Genomic DNA, 25,999 nt, shown 5'->3' on the forward strand with positions numbered 1-25,999 from the left:
GATCAGCCCTCGCCCCGCACCATCGTGTAGAAATTGACCCGCGTTGCCGCGACTTGCGCTGCGCGCTCTTCCCGCCGCGCAGCAAGCTGCTCGCGCAGCGGCGCCAGCACCTTGGCCTCGACATCACCACGGTACGCCGACGCCTGGATCATCGCGTCACAGAGCGCGATCAGGTTTGCCTTCTCGCCATCGCGGCCAAGCACATAGCCGAAGCCGACTTCGCCACCGGCGAGCCGGACCGCCGCACGCGAGACCGTGGCCTCGCCGAGATTGAACGGCGCGCCGTCGCCGCCAACCCGGCCGCGCACCATGACGAGCCCCTGCTCTGCGGTGCGGATTGTTTCGTAGGCGGGCGGCGGCAGCGACGCGACCAGCGCCGCCAGCGTTTCGGTGGGAGAATTCGCCAGCACCGCCATCGCCTCGCGGCGCGCCGGCTCTGCCTTGACCTGCTGCTGAATGGACATGAACGACGCCGACCTTGCCGTTGTGAAGTTGTCTATGCTACTAGACAACTTCATAGACAAAGGCCATGACGAATTCGTGACGCCACCATGATTTTTGCAGAGGGCCACGCCGCGCCGACGGAGCCGCGATGAGCGACACGCAGGATACGCGTTCCGGCGTCGCGCTGTGGCGGCGGGTTGCCGACCAGATCGAACGCGGCATCGCCGAAGGTCTCTATATGTCGGGCGAAAAGCTGCCCGGCGAGATGGAGATTGCCGAGAGCTACCGAGTCAACCGCCACACCGTGCGCCGCGCGCTGGCGACGCTCGCCGAGCGTGGCCTCGTGCGAGCCGAACGCGGCAGCGGCACATATGTCGAAGCACCCCGCCTCGCCTACCCGCTGAAAAGCCGGACACGGTTTTCCGAGAACATCCACGCCGGCGGTCGCGAAGCCCGCGCCCAGCTCATTGCACACACAATGGACGAGGCCGATCGCGCACTCGCCAAGCGCTTGGCGGTCAAGGTCGGAACTCCGCTGGTGCGGCTGGAAACCCTCCGCTCCGCCGATCGTACACCGATCAGCACCGCGACAAGCTGGTTGCCCGCCGACCGCTTTCCCGACGCCGCTACCGTCTATCAGCGCACACGTTCGATGACGCGGACGCTGTCACATTTCGGCATTCAGGATTATCGGCGAGCGACAACGCGGCTGACCGCGGCCATCGTCAATGCCACCGATGCCGCCCGGCTGGACTTGGCACTCGGCAGGCCCGTGCTGCTGGTGGAAAGCGTCGATGTGGATACCGATGGCAAGCCGCTCCTGACGACGAACTCGCGCTTCGCTGCCGAACGGATCGAGTTCGTTGTCGATAGTTGAGTTGGCGGCGTTAACTTGGAGGCGTCAGTGAATTGCCGCCGCGCGGCCGATGATGGCGAAGCGCAGTTTCGATGAAATCCAATCGATCGCGGCCACGGCCAGCAGAATCATCAGAATGATGAACGACACCTTCTGCCACTCGAGCACGCGGATCTGCTCGGCAAGCTGTAGACCGATCCCGCCCGCGCCGACGATGCCGATGATGGTCGCTGAACGCGTATTCGATTCGATGAAATAGAGCACTTGCCCGGCGATCACCGGGATCACCTGTGGCAGCACGCCGAAACGGATTTCATGCAGCGCGCTGCCGCCGGAGGCGCGAATACCCTCGACCTGCTTCTTGTCGGCAGCCTCGATAGCTTCCGAGAACAGCTTGCCAAAAGCACCGAAGTCGGACACCGCGATCGCCAGCACGCCGGCGAACGGACCAAGGCCCACCACATTGATCCAGACCAATGCCCAGATCAGCGTATCGATACCGCGAATGGTGTCGAACGAGCGGCGCACCGGAAAACGAATCATCCAAGATGGAATGATGTTTCGCGCAGCGAGTAGGCTGACAGGGAGCGCGAGCAACGCGGCTGTCGTCGTGCCCAGCAGCGCGATCGATAACGTCTCGCCGAGTGCCGCGAGATAGGTCGGCAGCGACGAGCCCGGATCCGGCGGCATCATCATCAAGGTGATCCAGCCAAGCTGATGCACGCCCGCAAGAATGCGCTGGAACGAGAAGTCCAGTTCATTCAGGCCGAACACGAACAACGCGAACGCAGCCAGCATCACGGTCGGAACGACAAATCGCGACGATGCCGGCCGCACCGCAAGCCCGGCATACCGCGCAGCCTGCCGCGGGTCCGACGGCATCCTGACGCTCATGCGCGCGCCTCCTCGCCAAACAGACGGCCACGCAGCCACCCGGTGGTGATATCGATGACGAATACGGTGACGATAATCATGATCAGCAACGCACTGACATCGGAGTAATAGAACTTGCGGATCGCGACGATCAGCTCTTGGCCGATGCCGCCTGCACCGACGAAGCCCATCACCGAAGCCTCGCGCACGTTGATTTCGAATCGCAGCAGCGAATAGCTCGCAAAGCCCGGCATGACTTGCGGCACCACTGCAAAACGCATGCAGGAGAGCCAGTTGGCGCCGGTGGCGCGGATCCCCTCGACCGGCTTCATGTCAATATTCTCGACGATCTCCGCAAACAGCTTGCCGAGCGCGCCGGTGGAGTGAATCGCAATGGCGATGACACCGGCCATCGGGCCAAGCCCGAAGGCGATGACGAAGACCAGCGCGAAGACGATGGCGGGAACGGTGCGGCTGAATTCCAGCACGCGCTTGACCGCAAAGCGAACCCAGGACGCAGGCGACGTGTTGGCGGCGACGAGAAAGTTGAGGCCGAAGGCAAGCACGAAGCCGGTCAGCGTGCCGACATAGCTGATGAGCAAGGTCTCACCAAGCAGCGCGAGCCATTTGCGCCAGCCCCAGAACCATTCGGATACGTCGGTCCAGACCCGCGCCCCGTTATCGAGGACAAAAATGCGATCGAAATAGCTGAAGAAATTGCCGATCTTGGCGACCAGCACGCCCGGTTCGACTTCTGCACCGATGGCCGCGGCCATCAGGGCGGCAGCAAACGCGGCAACCGACAGCATCATGCGCCACCGCTTGCGCGCGACGGCTTTGCGATAGGTTTCCTGCAAGGCAGCAAGCTGCTCCTGAGGAAGAACGGAGACGGCGACGGTCACGATGGTCGAACGATCGGAAAGGAGAAACGAAGAGCCGGACCCGTACGAATCCGGCTCCTTGCGATGGCGAAATCAGGAAGCCTTCTTCTTACGCAGGCTGTCGACGAACTTGATCAACTCGATCGTGCCATCCCAGTCCTTGGTCGTGGCGGGATTGAAGCCCTTCTTCTGGCCATCCGACAGCTTGTCGAACGCGGCCTTGTCCTTGGTCGGGGCATCCATGAACGCCTTGGCGATCGCCGCCTTCAGTTCAGCCGGCAGATCCGAGTTGTAGGCATAGGGACCGTTGATGATCGGTGCGGACTTGTGAATGATACGGAAGTCGTCCTTCTTCATCGCCGAGCCGTCCGCGTTCTTCAGCATGCCTTTGGTGAGCATCTGCTGCAGCGTCGAGTCGTTATCGTTGGTCCATTGATTGGCCGCAACGTCCACCGTGCCCTGCGACAGCGCGAGCATGGCGTTCTCGTGGCTGCCGGTAAACACCACCTTGCCGAAATAGCCCTCAGCGTCGGGAATGCCCATCTTGTTCAGCTCGAAACGCGGAACGTTGTTGCCCGAGGTCGAATTCGGATCAACGAGACCCAGGTTCTTTCCCTTTACGTCGTCGATCGACTTGTATGGGCCGTTCGCCTTGACGAAGAAAACCGAGTAGTAGCCGGTCGATCCGTCGATGTTGATGTCATTGGCGAAGGCGTCGGTGTGAACACCGGTCAGACGCGCGCGTGCGAACGACGCCGAACCATAGCTCGCGATGTGAATGTTGCCGGAGCGCTGTCCTTCGATCACCGCAGCATAATCATTGGCGATACGAAGGTTGACCTTTACGCTAAGCTCCTTCGACAGATAGGCCATGAACGGCGTCCAGCGCTCGGTCACGCCCGAGGCATTCTCGGCCGGAACGATTGCGAACGTCAGCTCCGGGTACTTGCTTTTCCAATCCTGCGCGGAGGCAGTCGAGGCTGCCAACGAGACAGAAACGGCGAGCGCAGCTGCGCCGGTCAAAATGGTGCGACGGGTGATCATGACATCCTCTCTTCAGGTGACTCGATTGTTTGAATTTCGCGACCAGAGTACGCGTGACGCGATGCAGCCGCTCAGGCGGCAGCGACATTGCCCAGAGCCGGAACCGCGGCCGGAATTGATGCAGCATCCGGGAGTTCACCCATCACTTCGCCGGCCTCGAGGTCGTAGAGCTCGCGCGCAATGTGATCGGTCAGCATTGCCGGTGCGCCGTCGAATACGATGCGTCCCGCCGACATGCCGATCAGCCGATCGGCATAGGTGCGCGCCAGGTCCAGCGAATGCAGGTTGCAGAGTACGGTGATGCCGAAGTGCTTGTTGATACGCAGCAAGGCGTCCATCACGATGCGGGTGTTGCGCGGATCGAGCGACGCGATCGGCTCGTCGGCGAGAATGATATCGGGCTCCTGCACCAGCGCGCGGGCAATGGCGACGCGCTGCTGCTGACCGCCCGAAAGCTGATCGGCGCGCTGGGCGGCGATCGACGCGATATCGAGCTGGTCCAAAGCCGACATCGCGATCGCCTTGTCACCCTCGGGCCAGAGCTGCGCGAGTGAGCGCCAGCTCGGCATGGTGGCGAGCCGCCCCATCAGAACGTTGGTCAGCACATCGAGCCGGCCGACCAGATTGAATTGCTGGAAGATCATCGCCGAACGTGCGCGCCACTGGCGCAGATCCTTACCACGCAACGCGGTGACATCGACGCCTTCGAACAGAATGCGTCCGTCGCTCGGCTCAGCCAGGCGATTGATCATCCGCAGCAGGGTCGACTTGCCCGCACCCGAACGACCGATCACGCCGATGAAGCTTCCCTTCTCGATTGAGAACGAGGCCTTGTCTACAGCAGTCTTGCTGCCGAACCGGCAGGTCAGTCCATCGATAACCAGCATTCCGTCACCCGTCTCCAATGATCGGGGTTAACGGCTAGCGCGGGAGTTCTACAGTGATGTGACAGCCGTTGCGGGCATCCACACTGCAAGCGAAAGCGGCGATCAAGGTGGCGATGTCACACGAACGTCATGCAGATGTCAGACTTCCCCTGAATGAGTGAGCAAGAGCATCGGGTCTCCGAGAGAGTGACATCATGGCCGGAAAAGCGCTGTCAACGACGCCCCTGATCCATCCGTCCGCACTGGTGCAGGACAGCCATCTCGGCGCCTATTGCGAGGTCGGCGCGCGCACGCTGCTGGCGGAAGTCAGCATGGATGACTATTCGTATGTCGTAAATGACAGCCAGATCATGTACACTGAAATCGGTAAATTCTGCTCGATCGCGGCGATGACGCGCATCAATCCCGGCAACCATCCGATGGAACGTGCGACGCAGGCGCATTTCACCTATCGCGCCAGCGCCTATTTCCCCGGCGAGCCGGACGAAGCGGAGTTCTTCGATTGGCGCCGATCGCACCGCGTCCACATCGGACATGACGTCTGGATCGGTCACGGGGCGGTGGTTTTGCCCGGCCGCAACATCGGCCTCGGCGCGGTGATTGCAGCCGGGGCGATCATCACCAAGGACGTCCCCGCCTACACGATCGTCGGCGGAAACCCGGCGCGAGTCATCCGCCGGCGTTTTCCGGAAGACGTCTCCGAACGTTTGGCAGCCCTCGGCTGGTGGAATTGGAGCCATGACGCGCTGCGCGCGGCGCTGCCGGATTTTCGCAAGCTGACCATCGAGGCCTTCCTCGACAAATACGAATCAAGCACCGTTCCCGCCTGAAACGCCAACACGCAACCGACCCATGACCGACATCATCATCGAAGGGGGCCAATCGCTGATCGGCGACGGCCTGATTGAAACCTCGCTCCATCTCACCGACGGCGCCATCACCGATATCGGCAGCGTGCGCCCGGCACCGGTCAGGATCGATGCACGCGGCCTACTCGTGCTGCCCGGCATCGTCGACGTGCACGGCGACGCCTTCGAACGGCAGATGATGCCACGGCCGGGCGTGGACTTCCCGGTCGATGTCGCACTTGCCGACACCGATCGTCAGGTGATCGCCAACGGCATCACCACCGTCTTTCACGCCATCACCTGGTCGTGGGAGCCTGGCCTGCGCGGCACCGAAAACGCGCACGCGCTGGTGGACGCCATCGAAGCATCGCGGCCGCGCCTTGCCGCCGATACGCGGATCCATCTTCGGCACGAGACGTTCAACCTGGAGGCCGAACAGACCATCCTCGGATGGATCGCCGCGCGGCGCGTGGATCTGCTCGCTTTCAACGACCACATGGCCATGACCGCCGACGCGTCCAAGCCGCAGAAGCGCGCCCGGATGGCAGAGCGAGCCGGACTTTCCGCCGGCGATTTCGACCGGTTGGTCGAACGCGTCGCCAGCCGCGCCGACGAGGTGCCGGCTTCCATCGCGCGGCTTGCCGCCGCGAGCCGTGCGCATGGGTTGTCCACGCTGTCGCACGACGATGACACCGCGGAAAAGCGGCGCGGGTTTCGCCAACTCGGCATCCGCATCGCCGAGTTTCCGGTCAACGAAGCCACCGCCCGCGAGGCCGCGGACGCCGGCGAATTCACGGTGTTCGGCGCGCCAAACGTGGTGCGCGGCGGCAGCCACACCGGCTGGACCAGCGCGACAGAGATGGTTCGCAAAGGTCTCTGCTCGATCCTCGCATCGGATTATTACTATCCGGCGATGCCGCTCGCGGCCTTTCGCCTCGTCGCCGAAGGTGCGCTGCCGCTGCCGCAGGCCTGGGCGCTGATTTCGCGCAATCCGGCAAAGGCCGCGGGATTATCGGATCGCGGCGAGATCGGAGCGGGCAAACGCGCCGACATTCTGCTGGTCGATGCCGCCCAAAGCTTACGGCCGCGCGTGGTCGCCGTGATTGCGGCCGGCAAAATCGTGCACCTGACCGATGCGGACCGCATCTCCCATTCGACAGCCATTGCACGTAAAGTGGCCGCCGCCTGAAATCAGCCGATGCCCGAGACTGTCCGCTACGCACTGTATTATGTCCCCTCCGCCGCCAGCGCTCTCTATCGCTTCGGCGCCAGCATGATCGGCTACGACGCCTACGCGGCATGCGATCTGCCGTTTCCCGAGGCGCCGCTGCAATCGTTCCCCGATTGGAGCAGCATGACCAAGGAGCCGCGGATATACGGCTTCCATGCCACGCTGAAGGCGCCATTCGCCTTGGCGGATGGCGCAAGCGAGGCGGATGTGCTGGCCGCATTCGGCGCATTCGCGCAGACGCCTCGGGCGATTCCGCAAATCGCACCGGTGGTGCGCGCGATCGGACGCTTCATCGCAATCGTCCCTGATACCTCTGTTGCGGAACTGAACAGCCTCGCCGCAGATTGCGTCCGCGCTTTCGATCACCTGCGCGCGCCGCTGACCGAGCACGATCGCAATCGCCGACTCAAAAGCCCGCTCACCGCGAACCAGATCGCGCTGCTCGACCGCTGGGGTTATCCCTATGTGTTCGAGGAATTCCGCTTCCACATGACGTTGACAGGCGCTCTGGACGACGCGGCACGCGGCCCGGCGCTGACTTTTCTGCGGGCGCAGTTCGCGGCACTCGCACTGGATAACCTGGCGATCGGCAGCCTGACCTTGCTACGGCAAGAGGGCAGCAACCGGTTTGTCATCGTCAAGCAGGCCGAGCTAACAGCCGTCTAAGCGTCCAACGGCCGATCCACATCTCACCGGCTTTGGCTCGCGGCGGTGGCATGACCTGTCCAGCAGCGACACGGCGTCAGTCAGGCTTCGGCCCCTGAGTACAGCCATACAGGATCGCTTCGCACATTTCCCGATAGCGTGGGGCCAGTTCGTCCGGAGGATAAGGCGGCAAGCTCTGGTTGATGCCGCGCGCGCCATTGGCCAGCAGCTTCGCCACATGCTGCGGCGAGGCTCCATCCTTCAGCTTCAGCAGCCCATCGCGTTCAAGTTCGACCAGGAAATCGGCAAGCTGCGCATGGAATTTGATCGCGTATCCCACCATGATCTGCCAGGAGCGCCGGAACACCTCGGCATTCAGCTCGACCGCGTGCGGCGAGACGTAGACTTCGCGGCGCAGGTCGCCATAACGGACGTCCATCATCTTGCTGAGAATATCGAGCGCGGTACCGCCGCTCTCCTTCACCTCGCGTGCCGCCGCAAAGCCCGCCTCGATCGAGATGCGGTTGTCGAAGTCAGTCAAGCTTTGGAAAGCATCTTCCTTGCTGCTGAAGTAGTGATACAGCGAACGGCGTGTGAAACCGCACACCTTGGCCAGACCGATCATCGACAGGTTGCTGTAGCCGTGATCGAAGAACGCACGGCGCACCCGCAGCATCAGATCATTACTGGGCTTTGCTGTTTTCCCCGCCATGCTCGATCACCAGCGCGACGGGGTGCCGTTCCGGCGGCGTCGATTGCGTGTCGTCAAGATGTCGCCAACACTCTCATCACTGCTTGCGTATCACTGCTTGCGCAAATGGCTCCGATATCGCCGGATGCCCGCCGACAGACGCACTCTGCCGGCCGCTGTCGCCGCAACCTTACGAATCGTACGAAGAGAGGTTAACGCGAATGCCAGCCCTGCGAAAGGGCATGAGCTCGGCCGCTTGCGCGCCAAAGGTCCCCAAAATCCAAGGTCCCCAAAATCCAAGGCTGGAAGCAAAAGGAGGCGCGCCGAAGTAGTCCGGCACGCCTCCCCTGATCTCGCTGGTCCTGGCGCGGAGGGCGCCGTTCACAGGCTCACATGTTGCAGATCAACACGGCTTGTCAGGCGACCCCAGCGAGGTGACAGCGCTTGAGATAAGACACTGGATCACCTCCTTTCGTTGTTGACGATACGGGAAGTATCGCCCGCGTGGGCGAGAGAGGCAAGGCCCTTCGAGGGTCCGGCGTTGGAACCAGTACGGGCTGGGGAGAAACAGCCTCCCTCGCGGAGACGACCGGCCCAGCCGAGCAATCCGCAACATAGATGCCCTCAGCCGGCGACCGCCTTCGGAATAGCGTCATGCGCCGGCACGCCGGAGCGAGTCACCGCACGCGCATACTGCTCCGGAAAATCGACTGTGGCGCCGAGATCTTCCGCTGCGTGCCAAGGCCAGCGGGGATCGTTCAACATGCCCCGGCCGATCGCGATCATGTCCGCCCTGTCCTCGCGCAGAATACTCTCCGCATGGTGTGGATCGCGAATCAAACCGACGGCCATGGTGGCGATGCCGACCTCCTTCTTGATGCGCTCGGCAAACGGCACCTGATAGCCGGGCGACAGCGGAATCTCCGCATAGCCGTTGCCGCCGGACGAGACGTCGACATAATCGCAACCGCGCTCGGCAAGCTCGCGCGCATAGGCCACCGCTTCGTCGGGCGTGATGCCGCCATCCATCCAATCGGTGCCGTTGAAGCGGACGCCCAGCGGCTTTCCCGACGGCCATGCCTTGCGCACGGCCTCGAACACCTCCAGCGGAAAGCGCATGCGGTTTTGCAGGCTGCCGCCATAGGCATCGTCGCGCTGATTGGCGATCGGCGACAGGAACGAGCTCATGAGATAGCCGTGCGCCGAATGCAACTCGATCAGGTCGATCCCGAGCCGCTCCGCCCGCAGCGTCGCGGCAACGAAGCTCCCGATGATGGCGGCCATGCCATGCGCATCGAGCTTGGACGGCGCCTTCCAGCCGTTGCCGAATGCGACCGCCGACGGCGCAACGATCGGCCACCCGCCTTGATCCTCGGGCGCCGGCCCGCGCCCGTCCGCGGGCTTCACCGTCGAGGCCTTGCGCCCGGCATGGGCGAGCTGGATGCCGATCGGCATCGCCGAATATTTCCGGACCACTGCCAGCACGCGCGCTAGCGCGGCCTCGTTTTCATCCGAGTAAAGGCCAAGGCATTCGCGGCTGATCCGACCACGCGGCTCGACGCCGGTCGCCTCGATGATGAGAAGGCCTGCGCCGGACAACGCCAGATGGCCGAGATGGATGATGTGCCAATCGGTCGCGCAGCCATCCACGGCGCTGAATTCGCACATCGGCGCGATGATGATCCGATTCGGCAGCGTCAGGTCGCGCAGTTTGATGGGCTCGAACAGCAGGGGCATCGATCGGCTCCGTTGCGGATGCTTGCAAATGCCGCGCACCCTAGCGCGCATCACCGCAAATGAAACCGGCCTCCGGCAATTTCCGTATCGAAATCTGTCCCGGCACAGGCGGCAAAATGCCTCGACCGGCCGACGCCTTAACCCGGACCACGAGGCCATGCGCCCGCGCAGGACATCTCGTCAATTGCGGGACGCGACGGAGCGATCCATCGGTGTATGCCGCTCCTCCGGCTCGGCCACAGGAGTCTCCGGCTTCGCGCGCTTTTGCTTGAGCCACTGCGAGAAGCGATCGAGATAAATGTAGACCACTGGTGTCGTGAACAGCGTCATCGCCTGACTGACGATCAACCCGCCGACCATGGCCCAGCCAAGCGGCTGGCGAAGCTCCGATCCCGTGCCCTGGCCGAGCATCAGCGGCAGGGCACCGAGCAAGGCGGCCATTGTCGTCATCATGATGGGACGGAAGCGCAAAACGGCAGCCTGCCGGATCGCCTCCTCGGCCGAAAGATTCTGACCGCGCTCGCCGCTGATCGCGAAGTCCACCATCATGATGCCGTTCTTCTTGACGATGCCGATCAGCAGAATGACGCCGATCAGCGCGATCAGGCTGAAGTCGTAACCAGCGACCATCAGCGCACAGATCGCTCCCAACGCCGCCGACGGGAGCGTCGACAGGATCGTCAGCGGATGGATGTAGCTTTCATAGAGAATGCCGAGGATCAGGTAGACGACCACCAGCGCCGAGAGGATGAGCAGCGGCACCGTACTGAGCGATTGCTGGAAAGCTTGCGCCGTTCCCTGGTACGTGAACGACAGCGAGCCCGGCGCATTCAATTCCTTCTGGGCCTGATCGATCGCTGCAGTCGCCTGCCCGAGCGACATTCCCTGCGCCAGGTTGAAGCTGATGGTCACTGCCGGAAACTGCCCTTCATGATTGATCGACAGCGGCCGCACCGGCTCGGTGGTCCAGCGGACAACCGAGGACAGCGGCACGTTGGAGCCCGTGACCGGCGATCTCATATAGATCGTGTTCAGGACATCCACGTCCCCCTGCAGCTCGGGGGTGATCTCCATGATGACGCGATAGGTGTTGGTCTGGGTGAAGTACTGTGTCACCTGACGCTGGCCGAATGCGTCGTAGAGCGTGTCGTCGATCAACTGCGGCTGAATGCCAAGGCGCGATGCCTTGTCGCGATCAATGGTCAGCGTCAGCGTCGTGCCCTGGGTTTGCTGATCCGTCGCCACATCGCGCAACTGCGGTAACCCTTTCAGCTTGTCGAGGATCTTCGGCGCCCAGGCGCTCAGCTCCTCGAAGTTGGCCGATTGCAGCGTCAATTGGTATTGCGTACGCGCCAGGCGACCGCCCACCCGCACATCCTGCGCCGCCTGCAGATAAAGCCGCGCGCCCTCGACCTTGTCGAGTTGCGGCCGCAGCCGCGCGATGATCTGGTCGGCGGACGCCGAACGGTCGTCACGCGGTTTCAGCGTGATGAAGAAGCGGCCGGTGTTCATGGCGTTGCCGCCGGAAGAACCGCCGATGCTCATGGCGACGCTCGCCACGTCTGGATCGGCCATGACCACCCGGCCGAGCTCTTCCGTATGGCGGGCCATGTTAGCGAAGGAGATATCCTGCGCGGCTTCCGATTGGCCGCTGATCAACCCCGTATCCTGCTGCGGAAAGAAGCCCTTCGGGATCACCGTGAACAGATAGACGGTCGCCGCCGTCGTGGCCAGGAAGAGGCAGAGCGTGGCGAACTGATGGCGTAGCGCCAGATCGAGCCCCTTCTCGTAACCGGCGAGCAACCTGTCGAACATCCGCTCGCTGGCCTGGAACAGACGCCCGTGCCGGACCTCGTGCGCGGCCTTGAGGAACCGCGACGCCATCATCGGCGTCAACGTCAGCGAAACGAACGCCGAAACCAGGATCGTCATCGCTAAGACGACCGAGAATTCCCGGAACAGACGGCCGATGATGCCGCTCATCAACAGCAGCGGAATCAATACGGCCACCAGCGACAGGCTAATCGAAAAAATCGTGAAGCCGATTTCGCTCGCTCCCTGCAGCGCCGCCTGGAACGGGGATTTTCCCTCCTCGATATGCCGGGTGATGTTCTCCAGCATCACGATGGCGTCGTCGACGACGAAGCCGACCGAAATGGTCAGCGCCATCAGCGACAGGTTGTCGAGGCTGTAGCCGGCCATCCACATCAGCGCGCAGGCTCCCAACAGGGCCAAGGGCACCGTGACCGCGGGGATGATCGTCGCCCATGTGCTGCGCAGGAACGCGAAGATGACCAGCACAACCAGAAGGATGGTGATCGCCAGCGTGAACTGGACGTCGCGCACCGATGCGCGGATGGTCTGGGTCCGATCGCTCATCACCTCGATCTTGATCGCCGGGGGCAGCGCCAGTTCCAATCTCGGTAACGCGGCCTTGATGCGGTCGACCGTGTCGATGACGTTGGCGCCCGGTTGCTTGAAGACCGCAAGGAAGATGCCGCGCTTGCCATTGGCCCACGCCGCCTGCCGCGCATCCTCAGGCCCGGCGACGGCTTGTCCGATGTCGCGGACGCGCAACGCGCCACCATTGCGGTAGGCGATAATGACATCGTTCCAATCCTTCGCCGCGAGGATCTGATCGTTCGCGTAGATGGTGAAGCTGCGCTGCGCTCCGTCCAGCGTTCCCTTTGGACTGTTGACGGTGGCCACCGCAATCTGCGCCCGCACGTCCTCCAGCGACAGACCTTTGGTCGCCAGCTTGGCGGGATCGACCTGGATCCGGATGGCCGGCTTCTGCTGGCCGCCGATATTGACCAGACCGACGCCGGGAAGCTGACTGATCTGCTGGGCGATCTTGGTCTCGACGTTGTCGTCCATCTCCGTGAGCGGCATGGTGTCGGAGGTGGCGGACAGCAAAAGGATCGGCGAGTCGGCGGGATTGACCTTGCGATAGGTCGGCGGCCCCGGCAGGCTCTTCGGCAATTGGCCAGACGCCGCGTTGATCGCGGCCTGCACATCGTTGGCCGCTGCATCGATGTTGCGGTCCAGATTGAACTGGATCGTAATCGACGTCGAGCCCAGCGAACTCGTGGACGTCATTTCGCTGACGCCGGCGATCTGCGTGAACTGAGTCTCCAATGGCTGCGCCACAGACGAGGCCATCGTATCCGGGCTCGCACCCGGCAGCGAGGCGCTGACCTGGATGGTCGGGAAATCGATCTGCGGCAGCGGTGCGACCGGCAACGCCGGATAGGCGATGATGCCGACGAACAGGATGCCCGCCATCATCAGCGACGTCGCGATCGGACGATGGATGAACGGCGTCGAGATGCCGCCCGTCATCATCGACCGCTCCCCACATCGTTGCTGGCGGTTGTCGGCTGTCCCGTTGCGACCAGCGAGCCGTTCTGCAGGCGGTACTGGCCGCCCGTCACCACACGATCGCCGGCAGAAACCCCTTTCAGCACCACCGCACTGTCATTGGTGGATTCGCCGATCTGCAACGGCCGCGCCTCGGCGCGCTGGTCGGCGGTGATGACGTAGGTCCAGAGACCCTGTTGACCGTGCTGAACCGCGGTCTGCGGTATCACCACCACGTTGTCGAGCGTATCCACCAGGACTCTGGCCGAGACTGCCTGGCCCGGCCAGAGCGCATTGTCGGTGTTCTCGAACGTCGCCTTGAGCTGGATCACGCCGGTCGTCGTATCGACCTGGTTGTTGATGACCGCAAGCGCCCCCTCGGCCAGCTTGCGGCTGCCGTCACTGGTATAGGCGCTCACCGGCACCTTTCCTCGACTCATCGCCTTGTTGATGCGGTCGATCTGATTTTCCGGCAGGGAGAAGACGATCGAGATCGGTTGCACCTGGGCGATGCTGACAATGCCGTTCTGGGCCGATGCATTGACGATATTGCCCTGATCGACCAGCCTGAACCCGACCCGGCCGGTGATCGGCGCCTTGATCGACGTGTAGCTGAGCTGAGTCTCGGCGTTATCGAGCGCCGCCTGATCAGCCTGTACCAGCGACGTGCCCTGCGCCACGGCCGCGGTCTGGGTATCAAGCTGTTGGCGCGACGCGAAATCCTGCTTGGCAAGCGTGGAGTAACGATCGAGATCGAGCTTCGCGTTCTTTAGCGTCGCTTCATCCTGGGCCTTCTTGGCCCGGGCCTGATCGACCGCCGCCTGATAAGGACGCGGGTCGATCTGCGCGAGCAGATCGCCCTGCTGCACGGTCTGCCCTTCCTGGAAGGCGATCTTGACGATCTCGCCATCGACACGACTGCGGACGGTCACCGTGTTAAACGGAGTGACGGTCCCGAGACCGGTCAGCAGCACCGGAAAATTTGCCTGATTGGCCGTGTCGATCGAAACCGGAATCGCCTGTTCGGCCTTTGCCGCTGGCTGCTTCGCCCGCGTGGTCCGATCGTAGGCGGCATATCCGCCGACACACGCAACTGCAAACAGGGCAAGCAGCAGAGCCCGACCGTATCGCATTGACCGATGTCCTTGTGCCCCGACTGAGGATGCACCCGGTGCGCCTGCCTGACCACCAGGTCAGCGACACGCCCGCGCCCCTGCGACCTTAGCGCGCAGGGACTTCGATCAATATGGCTAAACGCCTGAAAACGAAGTCAACTTTCCTTGAGACGATTAACAATCGGTCATCCGCAGCAAACCTCGAACGGCTCAATGGCTGATCATCCAGGGCCGCGCAGTCGGGAACCCTTTCGCGCCGCTCCGGGTCTTCGTCATCAACCGCGCCGGCTTTTTGGATGAACAGCAACCGCAGTTGGCGCCATGCGAGGCCTTGTACTCGCCAAGCGTCTTCGGCGCGTTGCGGCTGCGCTCGTTGGTGGCGTGGGCGACGCGCTTGTCTGCGGGCATGCACGCAAAGCTTGGCGCAGTGAGAATCACCCGCGGCGCGCTTTGCCCGCATGTCTCGCATGGCTGCGGCCGGTCGAACTCCGCCATCGGCCGCATCTCCGTGAACGGGCCGCACGTCTCGCACAGATATTCATAGACCGGCATCGCAGCTCTCCTCGCTTGGATCATTGAAAGGTGGATGCGGGGCGGCAAGGACAACCGTCCCGCATCCGTCGCGCAGGGAGCCGTTACTTGTCCGGCGATAGCGGCAGATCGATGCCACCTTTGATATGTTTGATCGGTCCTGCCGCCGAAGGCATGATGTCGAAATCGAAGATTTCCGTCGGCAGCCACAGCGTCGCGCAGGCGTTCGGAATATCGACAACGCCCGAGATATGGCCTTGGCACGGGGCGGTCCCCAGGATCGAGTAGGCCTGCGCGCCGGAGTAACCGAACTTCTTCAGGTACTCGATCGCGTTCAAGCAGGCCTGCCGATAGGCGATATGCACATCGAGGTAATGCTGTTTGCCAGCCTCATCGACGGAGATGCCTTCGAAAATCAGGAAGTCCTTATAGTTCGGCGTCACCGGCGACGGTTTGAAGATCGGATTCTTGATGCCGTACTTGGAAACGCCGTCCTTGATGATGTCCACCTTGATATGTAGCCAACCCGCCATTTCGATGGCGCCGCAGAAGGTGATCTCGCCGTCGCCCTGGCTGAAGTGCAGGTCCCCCATGGACAGACCGCCGCCCGGTACATAAACGGGGAAGAAGATCTTCGAGCCGCGCGACAGATCCTTGATGTCGCAGTTGCCGCCATGCTCGCGCGGCGGCACCGTGCGCGCCCCCTCCGCGCCGATCTTCGCCTTGGCGTCTCCGGTCGCCTTGCCCGCATGCGCGGTCGCCGCAAACGGCGGATTGGCGAGCGGCGGCACGCGGGTCGGGTTGGTGGCGATGAAGCCGACCTCGCGGTCGTTCCACGTCTTCAGGAGTTTCGGATCAGGCAGGCAGCCGATCAGGCCTGGATGAATCAGGCCGGCGAAGTTGACACCCGGAATATGCCGCGACGAGGTGTACAGTCCCTTGAAATCCCAGATCGACTTCTGCGCCTGCGGGAAGTGATCCGTGAGGAAGCCGCCGCCGTTGTTCTTGGAGAAGAAGCCGTTGAAGCCCCACAGGCTCTCCTTCAACGGCCCGACATCGAGCAGATCGACCACCAGCAGGTCACCCGGCTCCGCACCCTTCACGCCGATGGGGCCCGACAGGAAATGCACGATCGACAGGTCGATGTCGCGCACGTCGTCCGCCGAGTCGTTGTTCTTGATGAAACCGCCGGTCCAATCATAGGTCTCGACGATGAAGTCGTCGCCGGGATTGACCCACGCCACCATCGGAATGTCGGGGTGCCAGCGGTTGTGGACCATGTCGTTCTCGTAAGCCGACTTGGTAAGGTCGACCTTGATCAGTGTGTCAGGCATAGCAAGCTCCCCTTGGATTACCGTTGATTGGGTTACCGACGATTCAGACTGAGAGAAATTTCGCGACCTGCTCGGCATCGACACTGGCGCGCAGCTCGTCGCGGACGATCTCGCCGTTCTCGATCACCAGCACGCGGTCGGCGATATCGAGCGCGAAACTCAAGACCTGCTCGGAGACGACGATCGACAACCCTCGCTCGTCGCGAATGCGCTTCAGCGTGCGCGCCATCTCCTGGATAATCGACGGCTGGATGCCCTCGGTCGGCTCGTCCAGCAGCAGCACCTTCGGCTTGGTCGCCAGCGCGCGCGCGATCGCAAGCTGCTGCTGCTGGCCGCCCGAGAGATTCCCGCCGCGGCGGTTCTTCATCTCCAGCAGCACCGGAAACAATTCGTAGATGTCGTCCGGCACCTTCGATCCACCGGACGCGACGAGGCCCGTCTCGATGTTCTCCTTCACGGTCATGGTCGAGAAGATCATCCGGCCTTGCGGCACATAGGCGAGCCCTTTGGCAACCCGCTCGTAGCTCTTCAACCCGCCGACCTCGGCGCCGTTCATCCGCACCGTGCCGCTCTTGGCGGGAATGATTCCCATCAGCGCCTTCATCAGCGTGGTCTTGCCCATGCCGTTGCGCCCCATGATGGCGACGATTTCGTTCGGCGCGACGCTGACGTTCAGGCCATGCAGCACTTCGCTTTGACCGTAGGCGACATGATAATCGGTGATATCGAGCATCACGCTTCTCTTCGCTTGAGCATGATCTTTCCGGAAAACCGGCTCCCACGTTTCCTGATCATGCTTTAATGTCCGAGATAGACTTCGATGACTTTCGGGTCGGTCTTGACGTGCTCCATCGAGCCTTCCGACAGGATCTTGCCCTGATGCAGAACCGTCACCTTGTGGGCGATATCCTCGACGAACTTCATGTCGTGCTCGATGACGAGCACGGAGCGGTTCTTGATGATCCGCTGCAGCAGTTCGGCGGTCTTGACCCGCTCGCTCACGCTCATGCCTGCGACCGGCTCGTCGAGCATCAACAGCTCCGGATCCTGGATCAGCAGCATGCCGATCTCCAGCCACTGCTTTTGCCCGTGGCTCAAAAGATCAGCGCTCGTGTCGAGACGGTCCTTCAGGAAGATCATCTCGGCGACCTCCTCCACCCGCTCGCGCACCGCCGCATCGCGCTTAAACGCCAGCGCGCCGAACACCGTGCGGCCGCGCGGATAGGATATCTCCAGATTCTCGAACACCGTCAGGTCGTCATAGATCGACGGCGTCTGGAACTTGCGCCCGACTCCCGCCTGGACGATGTCGTTCTCCTTCAACGTCGTCAGCTCCTGGCCGCGAAAGCGGATCGAGCCGGAGGTGGCTTTGGTCTTGCCGCAGATCAGATCCAGCACCGTGGTCTTGCCGGCGCCGTTCGGACCGATGATGACGCGAATCTCGTTCTCTTCGACATAGAAGGAGAGATCGTTGACCGCCTTGAACCCATCGAATGAAACCGTAAGGCCCTCGACAGCGAGCAAAAAGTCCGGCGGCTGATATCCGATGATCATGGCCTCTCCTATTCCGCAGGGGCGCCGTCGGTGACGGAGCTGTCATTCCAGCGCGCGGGCAAAGTCTTCCGCTTCTGCAGCAGGCGATCGAGATATGGCTGCGCATAATCGCGCCAGATCCCCGCGAGACCGTTCGGAAACACCAGCACCACGGCGATGAACAGCGCGCCGAGACCGAACAGCCAGAGCTGCGGGAAGGATTCCGACAGGCTGGTCTTGGCGAAATTCACCAGCAAGGCGCCGTACACCGCACCGAAGATCGATAGCCGACCGCCGACGGCGGTGTAGATCACCATCTCGATCGATGGCACGATGCCGACGAAGGACGGCGACATGAAGCCGACTTGAAGCGTGAACATCGCCCCGCCGATCGCCGCGAACACCGCCGCGAGGCAAAACACGAAGATCTTGAAGTTGGCGACGCTGTAGCCGGAGAAGCGGACACGGTCCTCCTTGTCGCGCATGGCGACGAGAATCCGGCCGAGCTTCGCATGACGGATGAACTGCGCCGCGACGATGCACCCGAACAGGCAAGCGACGCAGACGAAGTAGAGGATCAGCTTGGCGCTGTCGGTACGGATGTCCCAGCCTTTCAGCGTGCGCAAATCCGTAATGCCGTTGATACCTCCGGTGTAGCCCTGCTGGCCGACGATCAGGATTGTCAGGATTGCGGCGATCGCCTGGGTGATGATCGCGAAGTACACGCCGCCGACCCGCCGCTTGAACATTGCCGCGCCGATGACAAAGGCGAAGAACGCGGGCACCAGAACGATGGCAAGGACCGTGAACGTCAGACTGTGGAACGGCTGCCAGAATAACGGCAGCTGGGTGAGCTGATTCCAGTCCATGAAGTCCGGGATGCCGGGCGTGGACTGGATCTTGGTGTTCTCGATGCTAGAGGCTTCCAGCTTGAGATACATCGCCATGCAATAGCCGCCGAGGCCGAAGAACACGCCCTGCCCGAGGCTCAGAATGCCGCCGAAGCCCCAGCACAGCACCAGCCCCATCGCCACGAAGGCGTAGGTGAGATACTTGCCGACGAGATTGAGGCGGAAGATATCGAGCGTCAGCGGCAGGATCACCACCAGCAGCAACGCGAGCACAGCGATGCCGATCCAGTCCGCGCGCTTGAGGAAGCGTGTGCTGTCCATCATGACACGATCCTCACTTGCGAACCTTGAGAGCGAACAGACCCTGCGGCCGCAGCATCAGAATTCCAACGATCGCCAATAGCGTCAGCACCTTGGCCATCGATCCGGACATGAAGAACTCCATGGTCGATTGCGCCTGGGAAATGGTGAAGGCAGAAGCGATGGTGCCGAGCAGGCTGGCGGCGCCGCCGAACACGACAACGAGGAAGGTATCGACGATATAGAGTTGGCCGGAGGTCGGCCCGGTCGAGCCGATCATCGTGAAAGCGGAGCCGGCGATGCCGGCGATACCGCAGCCGAGACCGAAGGTGTAGCGATCGACTCTCTCGGTGTTGATGCCGACGGCGCCAGCCATCACGCGATTCTGTACTACGGCGCGAACCTGCTTGCCCCAGCGCGACCAGAACAGCACGTAGGCGACGACGAGCGTGATGACGACGGTCAGACTCATCACGAACATGCCGTTGATGGGAATCTCAACCGTGTCGGTGAGCTGCTTTGAGCCCATCATCCACTGCGGCAGCTCGACGCCGACCTCACGCGCGCCGAACACCGAACGATAGGTTTGCTGCAGGATCAAACTCAGCCCCCAAGTCGCCAGCAGCGTGTCGAGCGGCCGCTTATAGAGATGACGTATCAGCGCCCATTCCACCAACATGCCGAGCGCGCCGGCGGCGACGAAGGCGAAGGCCATCGCCACGAAGAAATAGCCGTTGAACAGGCCCGGCAAATGCTCCTGAAACAGGTTCGAGGTCAGCCAGGTCACGTAGGCGCCGAGGATCATGAACTCGCCATGCGCCATGTTGATGACGCCCATCTGGCCGAAGATGATCGCGAGCCCGAGCGCCATCAGAACGAACACCGAGAACAGGATCAGTCCGGCGAAACCTTGCATGACGAAGATTGAGGACAAATCGCCAATCGAATAGTCGCCGAACATCGATAGCTCCGTGTGAAAGGAAGGCCGCATCGCGCCAACTCTTACGCGCCAGTCTGACGCGCCAAGTCTTGCGCCCCAGCGCGATGCGACGATTGCCTTACCGGTCGAGGGAGGCTTACTGGTAGCCTTTCGGGAACGGATCCGGCTCGACCAGTTCGGCGGTCTCGTAGATCAACTCGTACTGCCCGTCGGCCTTGGCGCGGCCGACCCGCGTCTTCGACCAGAGATGATGGTTCTCGTGGATGCGGACGTAACCTTCCGGCGCGCCCTTGAATTCCACGCCGGGCGAAGCAGCCGCGACCTTGTCGATATCGAAGGAGCCCGCCTTCTCCACCGTCGCTTTCCACAGCCACGGGCCGAGATAGGCCGCCTGGGTGACGTCGCCGATCACCGTCTTGTCACCCCACATCTTTTTGAAGGCCGCCACGAACTCCTTGTTGTTCGGATTGTCGAGGGACTGGAAATACTTCATGCAGGCATAAGCGCCGGCGATATTCTCGCCGCCGATGCCGTCGATCTCGTCTTCGGTCACCGAGATCGTCAGCAGCGTCTGCTTGGAGAGATCGATGCCCGCGGCCTTGAGCTGCTTGTAGAAGGCGACGTTCGAACCGCCGACGATGATCGCGTAGATCACGTCCGGCTTGGTGAGCTTGATCTTGTTGATCACCGAGTTGAACTGGGTATGACCGAGCGGGAAGTATTCTTCGCCGACCACCTTGGTCTTCAGATGGTTCTCGATGTGCTTGCGGGCGATCTTATTCGACGTGCGCGGCCAGATGTAGTCGGAGCCGAGCAGATAGAAGCTCTTGGCGCCCTTCTCCTTCGTCACCCAGTCGAGCCCGGCGATGATCTGCTGCGTCGCCTCCTGGCCCGTGTAGATCACGTTCTTCGATTGCTCGAGGCCTTCATAGAACGTCGGATAGTAGAGCATGCCGTTGTACTGTTCGAACACCGGCAGCACCGCCTTGCGCGAGGCCGAGGTCCAGCAGCCCATCACCGACGCGCACTTGTCGTTGACGAGCAGCTTCTTCGCCTTCTCGGCGAAGGTCGGCCAATCGCTGGCGCCATCCTCCTGGATGAACTTGATCTTGCGGCCGAGCACGCCGCCTGCGGCATTGATCTGCTCGATGGCGAGTTTCTCCGCCTGCACTGAGCCGGTCTCGCTGATCGCCATGGTACCCGTGACCGAGTGCAGGATGCCGACGGTCACTTCCGTATCGGAAACCGCAAGACCCGTGGTGTTGACCACCGACGTCGCCGGCCCGGCGCCGAATGACGGCCGGCCGCCCAGCAGCGAAACCGCCGGCAGCGCTGCCATCCCCATCAAGAGCTTTCTGCGCAGCGGCGACCGCAAGCCGCTGGTAATGACCTCGTTGTTGTTCTCGTCCGACATGACCCACCCCTTCGTTGCGGAGGACACACTGCAATCCGAATGGGCAGACGTTGGCGCAATTTGTGCACTGCACAGATACGCAAGATCGCGTATACTGCACCGCAAAATCGCGAGCTAGGTTCTACGTATGGACCTCGGGGGAGTTCAAAGAGTGTGACCGGGCCGCAGCGCATCGACCGCGTCAGGCGCCAGTACAACCAGTGGGTAGCCAACCAGACGCTGGAAGACTACGCTCTGCGTTTCACGGCCAAGAGCGCACGACGCTGGTCGGCCGCCCGCGTCGCCAACACCGCGATCGGCTCGATCTCGTTTCTGGCGCTGGAGGCGATCGGCGGCACCATCACGCTCAACTATGGCTTCACCAACGCGACGGCGGCGATCCTCGTGGTCAGCGTCATCATCTTCTGCTGCGGTCTGCCGATTGCCTATTATGCCGCCAAATGCGGCGTCGACATCGACCTGCTTACCCGCGGCGCAGGGTTCGGCTACATCGGCTCGACCATCACCTCGCTGATCTATGCGACCTTCACCTTCATCTTCTTTGCCATCGAGGCGGTGATCCTCGCGATGGCCCTGGAGCTGTGCTTCGGCATTCCCCGGCCGATCGGCTATCTCATCAGTGCGATAGCCATCATCCCGTTGGTGACGCACGGCATCAACCGGATCAGCCGCTTCCAGCTCTGGACACAGCCGCTCTGGATCGTCTTGCACATCCTCCCCTTCGCCGCGATCGCCTTGAACCATCGCGAGTCGTTCACCGAATGGACCCGCTTCACCGGCGAGCATGGCAATCCATCAGGAGCATTCGATATTCTGCTGTTCGGCACGGCTGCGGCTGTCGTGTTCTCGCTGGTGGCGCAAATCGGCGAACAGGTCGACTTCCTGCGCTTCCTGCCGCGTGATCGCCGGACGTCGAAGACGGCCTGGTGGCTGGCGCTGTTGAGCGCCGGTCCCGGTTGGATCGTGCTCGGTGCGCTCAAGCTGCTGGCCGGCTCTTTTCTGGCTTTCTTCGCACTGAGCCACGGCATCAGCGCCGAGCACGCGGCCGAGCCGACGGAGATGTACTACGCCGTCTTCCGTTACGTGCTGTCGCAGCCGGATCTCGCCCTGGCGCTGGCCGGGACCTTCGTGATCCTGTCGCAGCTGAAGATCAACGTCACTAACGCCTATGCCGGGTCGATCGCATGGTCGAACTTCTTCTCGCGCCTGACGCACCGGCATCCGGGCCGCGTGGTGTGGCTGGTGTTCAACGTGATCGTCGCCGTGCTGCTGATGGAGATCGGCGTCTACAAGGCGCTCGAGCAGACGCTCGCGCTTTATTCCATCGTCGCCATCGCCTGGGTCGGTGCATTGGTTGCCGACCTGACCGTGAACAAGCCATTGGGATTGCGACCGGCGCAGATGGAGTTCAAGCGCGCGCACCTGTACGACATCAATCCGGTGGGCGTCGGCACGATGGCAGTGGCGACCGCGACTTCGGCCGCGGCTCTCTATGGCGTCTTCGGGCCGACCACCAAGGCGCTGGCGCCGTTCGTCGCATTGGGCACCGCCTTCGTCACCGCGCCGCTGATCGCGCTCGTCACCCGCGGCCGCTACTACATCGCACGCAAGCCGATGAAGAGCTGGGAGGGGCTGGAGTCGATCCAGTGCTGTATCTGCGAACACGCCTTCGAACCCGAGGACATGGCCTCGTGCCCGGCCTATTCGGGACCGATCTGCTCGCTGTGCTGTTCGCTTGACGCCCGCTGCGAAGATCTCTGCAAGCCGCATGCACGTATCTCGACGCAGCTGACCAACACGTTCGCCAAGGCGATCCCCTCACCGGTCGATGCACAGGTCGCATCGCAGCTCGTGCATTACCTGTTCGTATTCCTGATGTCCGCCGGACTGGTGGGCCTGACTCTCGGTCTGATCTACGTGCAGGTCTCCTCGGAGCCCGGAGCAGACGGCAGCGCCACCGCCATTGCCGACGCGCTCTGGAAGGTATTCTTCGCGCTTGCGATCGTCATTGGTGTGGTGGCGTGGTTGTTCGTGCTGGCGCGGCAGAATCGAGAAGCCGCCGAATCCGAGACCCGCAGGCAGACCACGTTGCTGATGCAGGAGATCGAAGCGCACGAGCGCACCGATGCCGAGTTGCAGCGTGCCAAGGAGGTCGCCGAATCAGCCAACCTCGCCAAGAGCCGCTACGTCGTCGGACTGAGTCACGAACTGCGTTCGCCGCTCAACGCGATCTCCGGCTATGCGCAGCTGCTCGATCAGGACGACGGCTTGCAAGCGAAGCCGCGCGGCCAAATCCGCGTCATCAAGCGCAGCGCCGACCATCTGTCCGGCCTGATCGACGGCATTCTGGACATTTCCAAGATCGAAGCCGGCCGGCTCTACCTCGCCCGCGACGAAGTGCTGCTGGGCGATTTCCTGGATCAACTCGTCGGCATGTTTCGCCTGCAGGCGAACGCCAAACAGATCGACTTCATCTTCGAGCGTCCGAACTATCTGCCGCACGCCGTTTACACCGACGAAAAGCGATTGCGGCAGGTCCTCATCAATCTCTTGTCGAACGCCATCAAGTTCACCGCCCGCGGCAGCGTGCATTTCATCGTCCGCTACCGCGACCCGGTGGTGGAGTTCGAAATTCGCGATACCGGACCCGGCATCCAGCCAGACGATATCGAGCGCATTTTCGAGCCGTTCGAGCGCGGCGCGCTCGGCACATCGCAGCCGCAGACCGGCACCGGTCTCGGCCTGACGATCAGCAAACTGCTCGCCGGCGTGATGGGTGGTGACATCAGCGTCACCAGCACCGTCGGCGCTGGCAGCACCTTCCGCCTCAAGATGCTGCTTTCGGAAGTCACGTCACCGGGCCAGATTGCACCGCCCGTCGATGCCAAAGTGTCCGGCTATCTCGGCCCACGCAAGACCATCCTGATCACCGACGACGATCCGGCGCAGCGCGATATGCTTGGCGAGGTGCTGGCGCCACTCGGCTTTATCCTGCTGAGCGCACCCAACGGGGCGGCCTGCCTCAGCCTCGCCCAGCACTGCCAGCCGGATCTGTTCATACTCGATATCTCGATGCCGCAGATGGACGGATGGGCGGTGGCCGAAGCGCTGAAGACTTCCGATCATCGCAACGCCAAGGTGCTGATGCTGTCGGCAAGTGCGCTGGAGGCGCATGGCAGTTCGCTCGCGCAGCGGCTGCACGACGGCTATCTGATGAAACCGATCGACATTCCGCGGCTGCTCGGCGAGATCGGCAAGCTGCTGGCGATCGATTGGACCAATGGCGGGGACAAACAGGAAAGCGCTGAACAGCAACCGACCCACTTGGTTCATCCATCGGCGGCGCAGATCATTGAGCTCATTCGACTCGGCGAGATGGGACACATCAGGGCCATCCAGTCCCATCTCGACGCGATTGATCGCAACCAACCCGAATGCCGTGGTTTCGTCGAACAGGTCCGCGTCCTGATCGATCATTTCAATTTTCCCGAGTTCCTCGCGCGTCTGAGACTGTTGCAACACCATGAATGACAGAAAGCAGAGCGATGTCGTCCTGGTCGTCGACGACTCGCCCGAGACCCTGCGGATGCTGACCGACGCGCTCGATCAGGCGGGCATGACGGTGATGGTCGCCCTCGATGGTTCGGCAGCCATGAAGGTGGCCGAGCAGATCACGCCGGACATCATTCTTCTCGACGCGGTGATGCCGGGTCTCGACGGCTTCGAGACCTGTCGCCGGCTGAAGCGCGAGAGCCGGCTGAGTGACGTGCCGGTCGTGTTCATGACCGGGCTTTCGGAGACCGAACATATCGTCCGCGGGCTGGAAGCAGGCGGCGTGGACTATGTGACGAAGCCGGTGAAGATCGAGGAAATGCTGGCACGCATTCGCGTGCATCTGACCAACGCCCGGCTCGCGACCAGCGCTCGCACCGCGCTCGACGCGGCGGGACACTTCCTGCTCGCCGTCGATGATCAGGCCCGGCTGATCTGGGCGACGCCACAGACGCACAAACTGCTCCAGGACGATGGCCGGACCGGCACGGCAGTTCTGCCAGCCGCGCAACTGAACTGGCTCGAACGGGCCCGCAACGCCGAGCACGAACAGCCCGGCAGCGGATGGGAGATGCGCGGGAGCCGTTTCGTCCTCCATTATCTTGGCCGGCCAGCGGCAGGGGAACACCTGCTCCGCCTGACGCCGGAGGCTGCGCGCCCGCAAAGCGAATTGCGCAAGGAGCTTGGCCTTACTAGCCGCGAGGCTGAGGTGTTATCTTGGCTTAGCAACGGCAAAACCAATCGCGATATCGCGCAGATTCTGGGGCTCAGCCCGCGCACCATCGACAAGCATCTCGAGCAGATCTACGCCAAGCTCGGCGTCGAGAACCGCACGGCCGCCGCAACCATAGCGGTCAGAGCCCTGGGCCGGGATCGCCTCTGATAGACTCTGCGAGCTCGCTCGCCAAGACTGCCACCCCGATCACATTTGC

21 protein-coding genes and 1 pseudogene are annotated in these 25,999 nt (G+C 62.4%); 6 read left to right on the forward strand and 16 right to left on the reverse strand.

Annotated features, from left to right (window positions below):
• Positions 1 to 2: 2 nt before the first annotated feature.
• Positions 3 to 464: a phosphonate C-P lyase system protein PhnG gene (phnG, locus tag X566_RS02655; RefSeq protein ID WP_051443823.1), complete on the reverse strand. Its 462-nt coding sequence runs from the start codon at positions 462 to 464 to the stop codon at positions 3 to 5.
• Between the two features lie 128 nt (positions 465 to 592).
• Between phnG and phnF the strand changes: the two genes are divergently transcribed.
• On the forward strand, positions 593 to 1,321 hold the full coding sequence (gene phnF / locus X566_RS02660) for a phosphonate metabolism transcriptional regulator PhnF (RefSeq protein ID WP_034463230.1): 729 nt from the start codon (positions 593 to 595) through the stop codon (positions 1,319 to 1,321).
• 24 nt (positions 1,322 to 1,345) lie between these two features.
• On the opposite strand, the gene phnE (X566_RS02665) is transcribed toward phnF, so the two are convergent.
• From phnE (X566_RS02665) to phnC, 4 genes are all read right to left on the reverse strand, one after another.
• Entirely contained in the window at positions 1,346 to 2,194 is an 849-nt protein-coding gene (phnE, locus tag X566_RS02665) for a phosphonate ABC transporter, permease protein PhnE (protein ID WP_034463231.1), read from the reverse strand.
• Positions 2,191 to 3,075 carry a phosphonate ABC transporter, permease protein PhnE gene (phnE, locus tag X566_RS02670; RefSeq protein WP_034463233.1) on the reverse strand — a complete coding sequence of 295 codons (885 nt, stop codon included), beginning with the start codon at positions 3,073 to 3,075 and terminating at the stop codon, positions 2,191 to 2,193. Before phnE (X566_RS02670) ends, phnE (X566_RS02665) begins: the two co-directional genes overlap by 4 nt.
• 72 nt (positions 3,076 to 3,147) lie before the next feature.
• Positions 3,148 to 4,098, reverse strand: coding sequence for a phosphonate ABC transporter substrate-binding protein (phnD, locus tag X566_RS02675; RefSeq protein WP_034463235.1), 951 nt, complete (start codon positions 4,096 to 4,098; stop codon positions 3,148 to 3,150).
• Positions 4,099 to 4,169: 71 nt separating this feature from the next.
• Entirely contained in the window at positions 4,170 to 4,985 is an 816-nt protein-coding gene (phnC, locus tag X566_RS02680) for a phosphonate ABC transporter ATP-binding protein (RefSeq protein ID WP_034463237.1), read from the reverse strand.
• Positions 4,986 to 5,179: 194 nt separating this feature from the next.
• Between phnC and X566_RS02685 the strand changes: the two genes are divergently transcribed.
• The 3 genes and pseudogenes from X566_RS02685 to X566_RS02695 all read left to right on the forward strand — a co-directional run bounded on the left by X566_RS02685 (position 5,180) and on the right by X566_RS02695 (position 7,730).
• Positions 5,180 to 5,815, forward strand: coding sequence for a chloramphenicol acetyltransferase (locus X566_RS02685; protein WP_034463238.1), 636 nt, complete (start codon positions 5,180 to 5,182; stop codon positions 5,813 to 5,815).
• 19 nt (positions 5,816 to 5,834) lie between these two features.
• A pseudogene (gene phnM / locus X566_RS02690) lies at positions 5,835 to 7,022 on the forward strand (phosphonate metabolism protein PhnM); the annotation flags it as partial.
• A 9-nt stretch (positions 7,023 to 7,031) separates the two neighbouring features.
• Positions 7,032 to 7,730: a DUF1045 domain-containing protein gene (locus tag X566_RS02695; protein WP_034463243.1), complete on the forward strand. Its 699-nt coding sequence runs from the start codon at positions 7,032 to 7,034 to the stop codon at positions 7,728 to 7,730.
• A 76-nt stretch (positions 7,731 to 7,806) separates the two neighbouring features.
• Here X566_RS02695 and X566_RS02700 read toward each other — a convergent pair whose 3' ends face one another.
• The 11 genes from X566_RS02700 to urtA form a co-directional block, all read right to left on the reverse strand.
• Positions 7,807 to 8,421: a TetR/AcrR family transcriptional regulator gene (locus tag X566_RS02700; protein ID WP_081740024.1), complete on the reverse strand. Its 615-nt coding sequence runs from the start codon at positions 8,419 to 8,421 to the stop codon at positions 7,807 to 7,809.
• 603 nt (positions 8,422 to 9,024) lie between these two features.
• Positions 9,025 to 10,137, reverse strand: coding sequence for an NADH:flavin oxidoreductase/NADH oxidase (locus X566_RS02705; protein WP_051443824.1), 1,113 nt, complete (start codon positions 10,135 to 10,137; stop codon positions 9,025 to 9,027).
• A gap of 180 nt (positions 10,138 to 10,317) precedes the next feature.
• Positions 10,318 to 13,482 carry a multidrug efflux RND transporter permease subunit gene (locus X566_RS02710; protein WP_081740025.1) on the reverse strand — a complete coding sequence of 1,055 codons (3,165 nt, stop codon included), beginning with the start codon at positions 13,480 to 13,482 and terminating at the stop codon, positions 10,318 to 10,320.
• A complete protein-coding gene (locus X566_RS02715) occupies positions 13,479 to 14,630 on the reverse strand; it encodes an efflux RND transporter periplasmic adaptor subunit (protein ID WP_034463247.1) in 1,152 nt (383 codons plus the stop codon). Before X566_RS02715 ends, X566_RS02710 begins: the two co-directional genes overlap by 4 nt.
• A gap of 192 nt (positions 14,631 to 14,822) precedes the next feature.
• A complete protein-coding gene (locus tag X566_RS02720; RefSeq protein WP_034463249.1) occupies positions 14,823 to 15,164 on the reverse strand; it encodes a zinc ribbon domain-containing protein in 342 nt (113 codons plus the stop codon).
• An 83-nt stretch (positions 15,165 to 15,247) separates the two neighbouring features.
• Positions 15,248 to 16,477, reverse strand: coding sequence for a formamidase (gene fmdA, locus X566_RS02725; RefSeq protein WP_034463251.1), 1,230 nt, complete (start codon positions 16,475 to 16,477; stop codon positions 15,248 to 15,250).
• Positions 16,478 to 16,520: 43 nt separating this feature from the next.
• A complete protein-coding gene (gene urtE / locus X566_RS02730) occupies positions 16,521 to 17,210 on the reverse strand; it encodes an urea ABC transporter ATP-binding subunit UrtE (protein WP_034463252.1) in 690 nt (229 codons plus the stop codon).
• A 65-nt stretch (positions 17,211 to 17,275) separates the two neighbouring features.
• Positions 17,276 to 18,031, reverse strand: a complete 756-nt coding sequence (urtD, locus tag X566_RS02735; RefSeq protein ID WP_034463253.1) for an urea ABC transporter ATP-binding protein UrtD — start codon at positions 18,029 to 18,031, stop codon at positions 17,276 to 17,278.
• A gap of 8 nt (positions 18,032 to 18,039) precedes the next feature.
• A complete protein-coding gene (gene urtC / locus X566_RS02740) occupies positions 18,040 to 19,182 on the reverse strand; it encodes an urea ABC transporter permease subunit UrtC (RefSeq protein WP_034467664.1) in 1,143 nt (380 codons plus the stop codon).
• 13 nt (positions 19,183 to 19,195) lie between these two features.
• Complete coding sequence (gene urtB / locus X566_RS02745) at positions 19,196 to 20,122, reverse strand: urea ABC transporter permease subunit UrtB (protein ID WP_034463254.1); 927 nt, start codon at positions 20,120 to 20,122, stop codon at positions 19,196 to 19,198.
• Positions 20,123 to 20,237: 115 nt separating this feature from the next.
• The gene (gene urtA, locus X566_RS02750; RefSeq protein WP_034463255.1) at positions 20,238 to 21,515 is read right to left on the reverse strand and encodes an urea ABC transporter substrate-binding protein; all 1,278 of its coding nucleotides are present in this window, start codon (positions 21,513 to 21,515) and stop codon (positions 20,238 to 20,240) included.
• A gap of 153 nt (positions 21,516 to 21,668) precedes the next feature.
• Here urtA and X566_RS02755 point away from each other — a divergent pair, with 153 nt between their 5' ends.
• Positions 21,669 to 25,046 carry an ATP-binding protein gene (locus X566_RS02755; RefSeq protein WP_034463256.1) on the forward strand — a complete coding sequence of 1,126 codons (3,378 nt, stop codon included), beginning with the start codon at positions 21,669 to 21,671 and terminating at the stop codon, positions 25,044 to 25,046.
• The gene (locus tag X566_RS02760) at positions 25,039 to 25,950 is read left to right on the forward strand and encodes a response regulator transcription factor (protein ID WP_034463257.1); all 912 of its coding nucleotides are present in this window, start codon (positions 25,039 to 25,041) and stop codon (positions 25,948 to 25,950) included. Before X566_RS02755 ends, X566_RS02760 begins: the two co-directional genes overlap by 8 nt.
• Positions 25,951 to 25,999 lie beyond the last annotated feature (49 nt).

The organism is Afipia sp. P52-10 (genome assembly GCF_000516555.1).
Taxonomy (GTDB): Bacteria; Pseudomonadota; Alphaproteobacteria; order Rhizobiales; family Xanthobacteraceae; genus P52-10.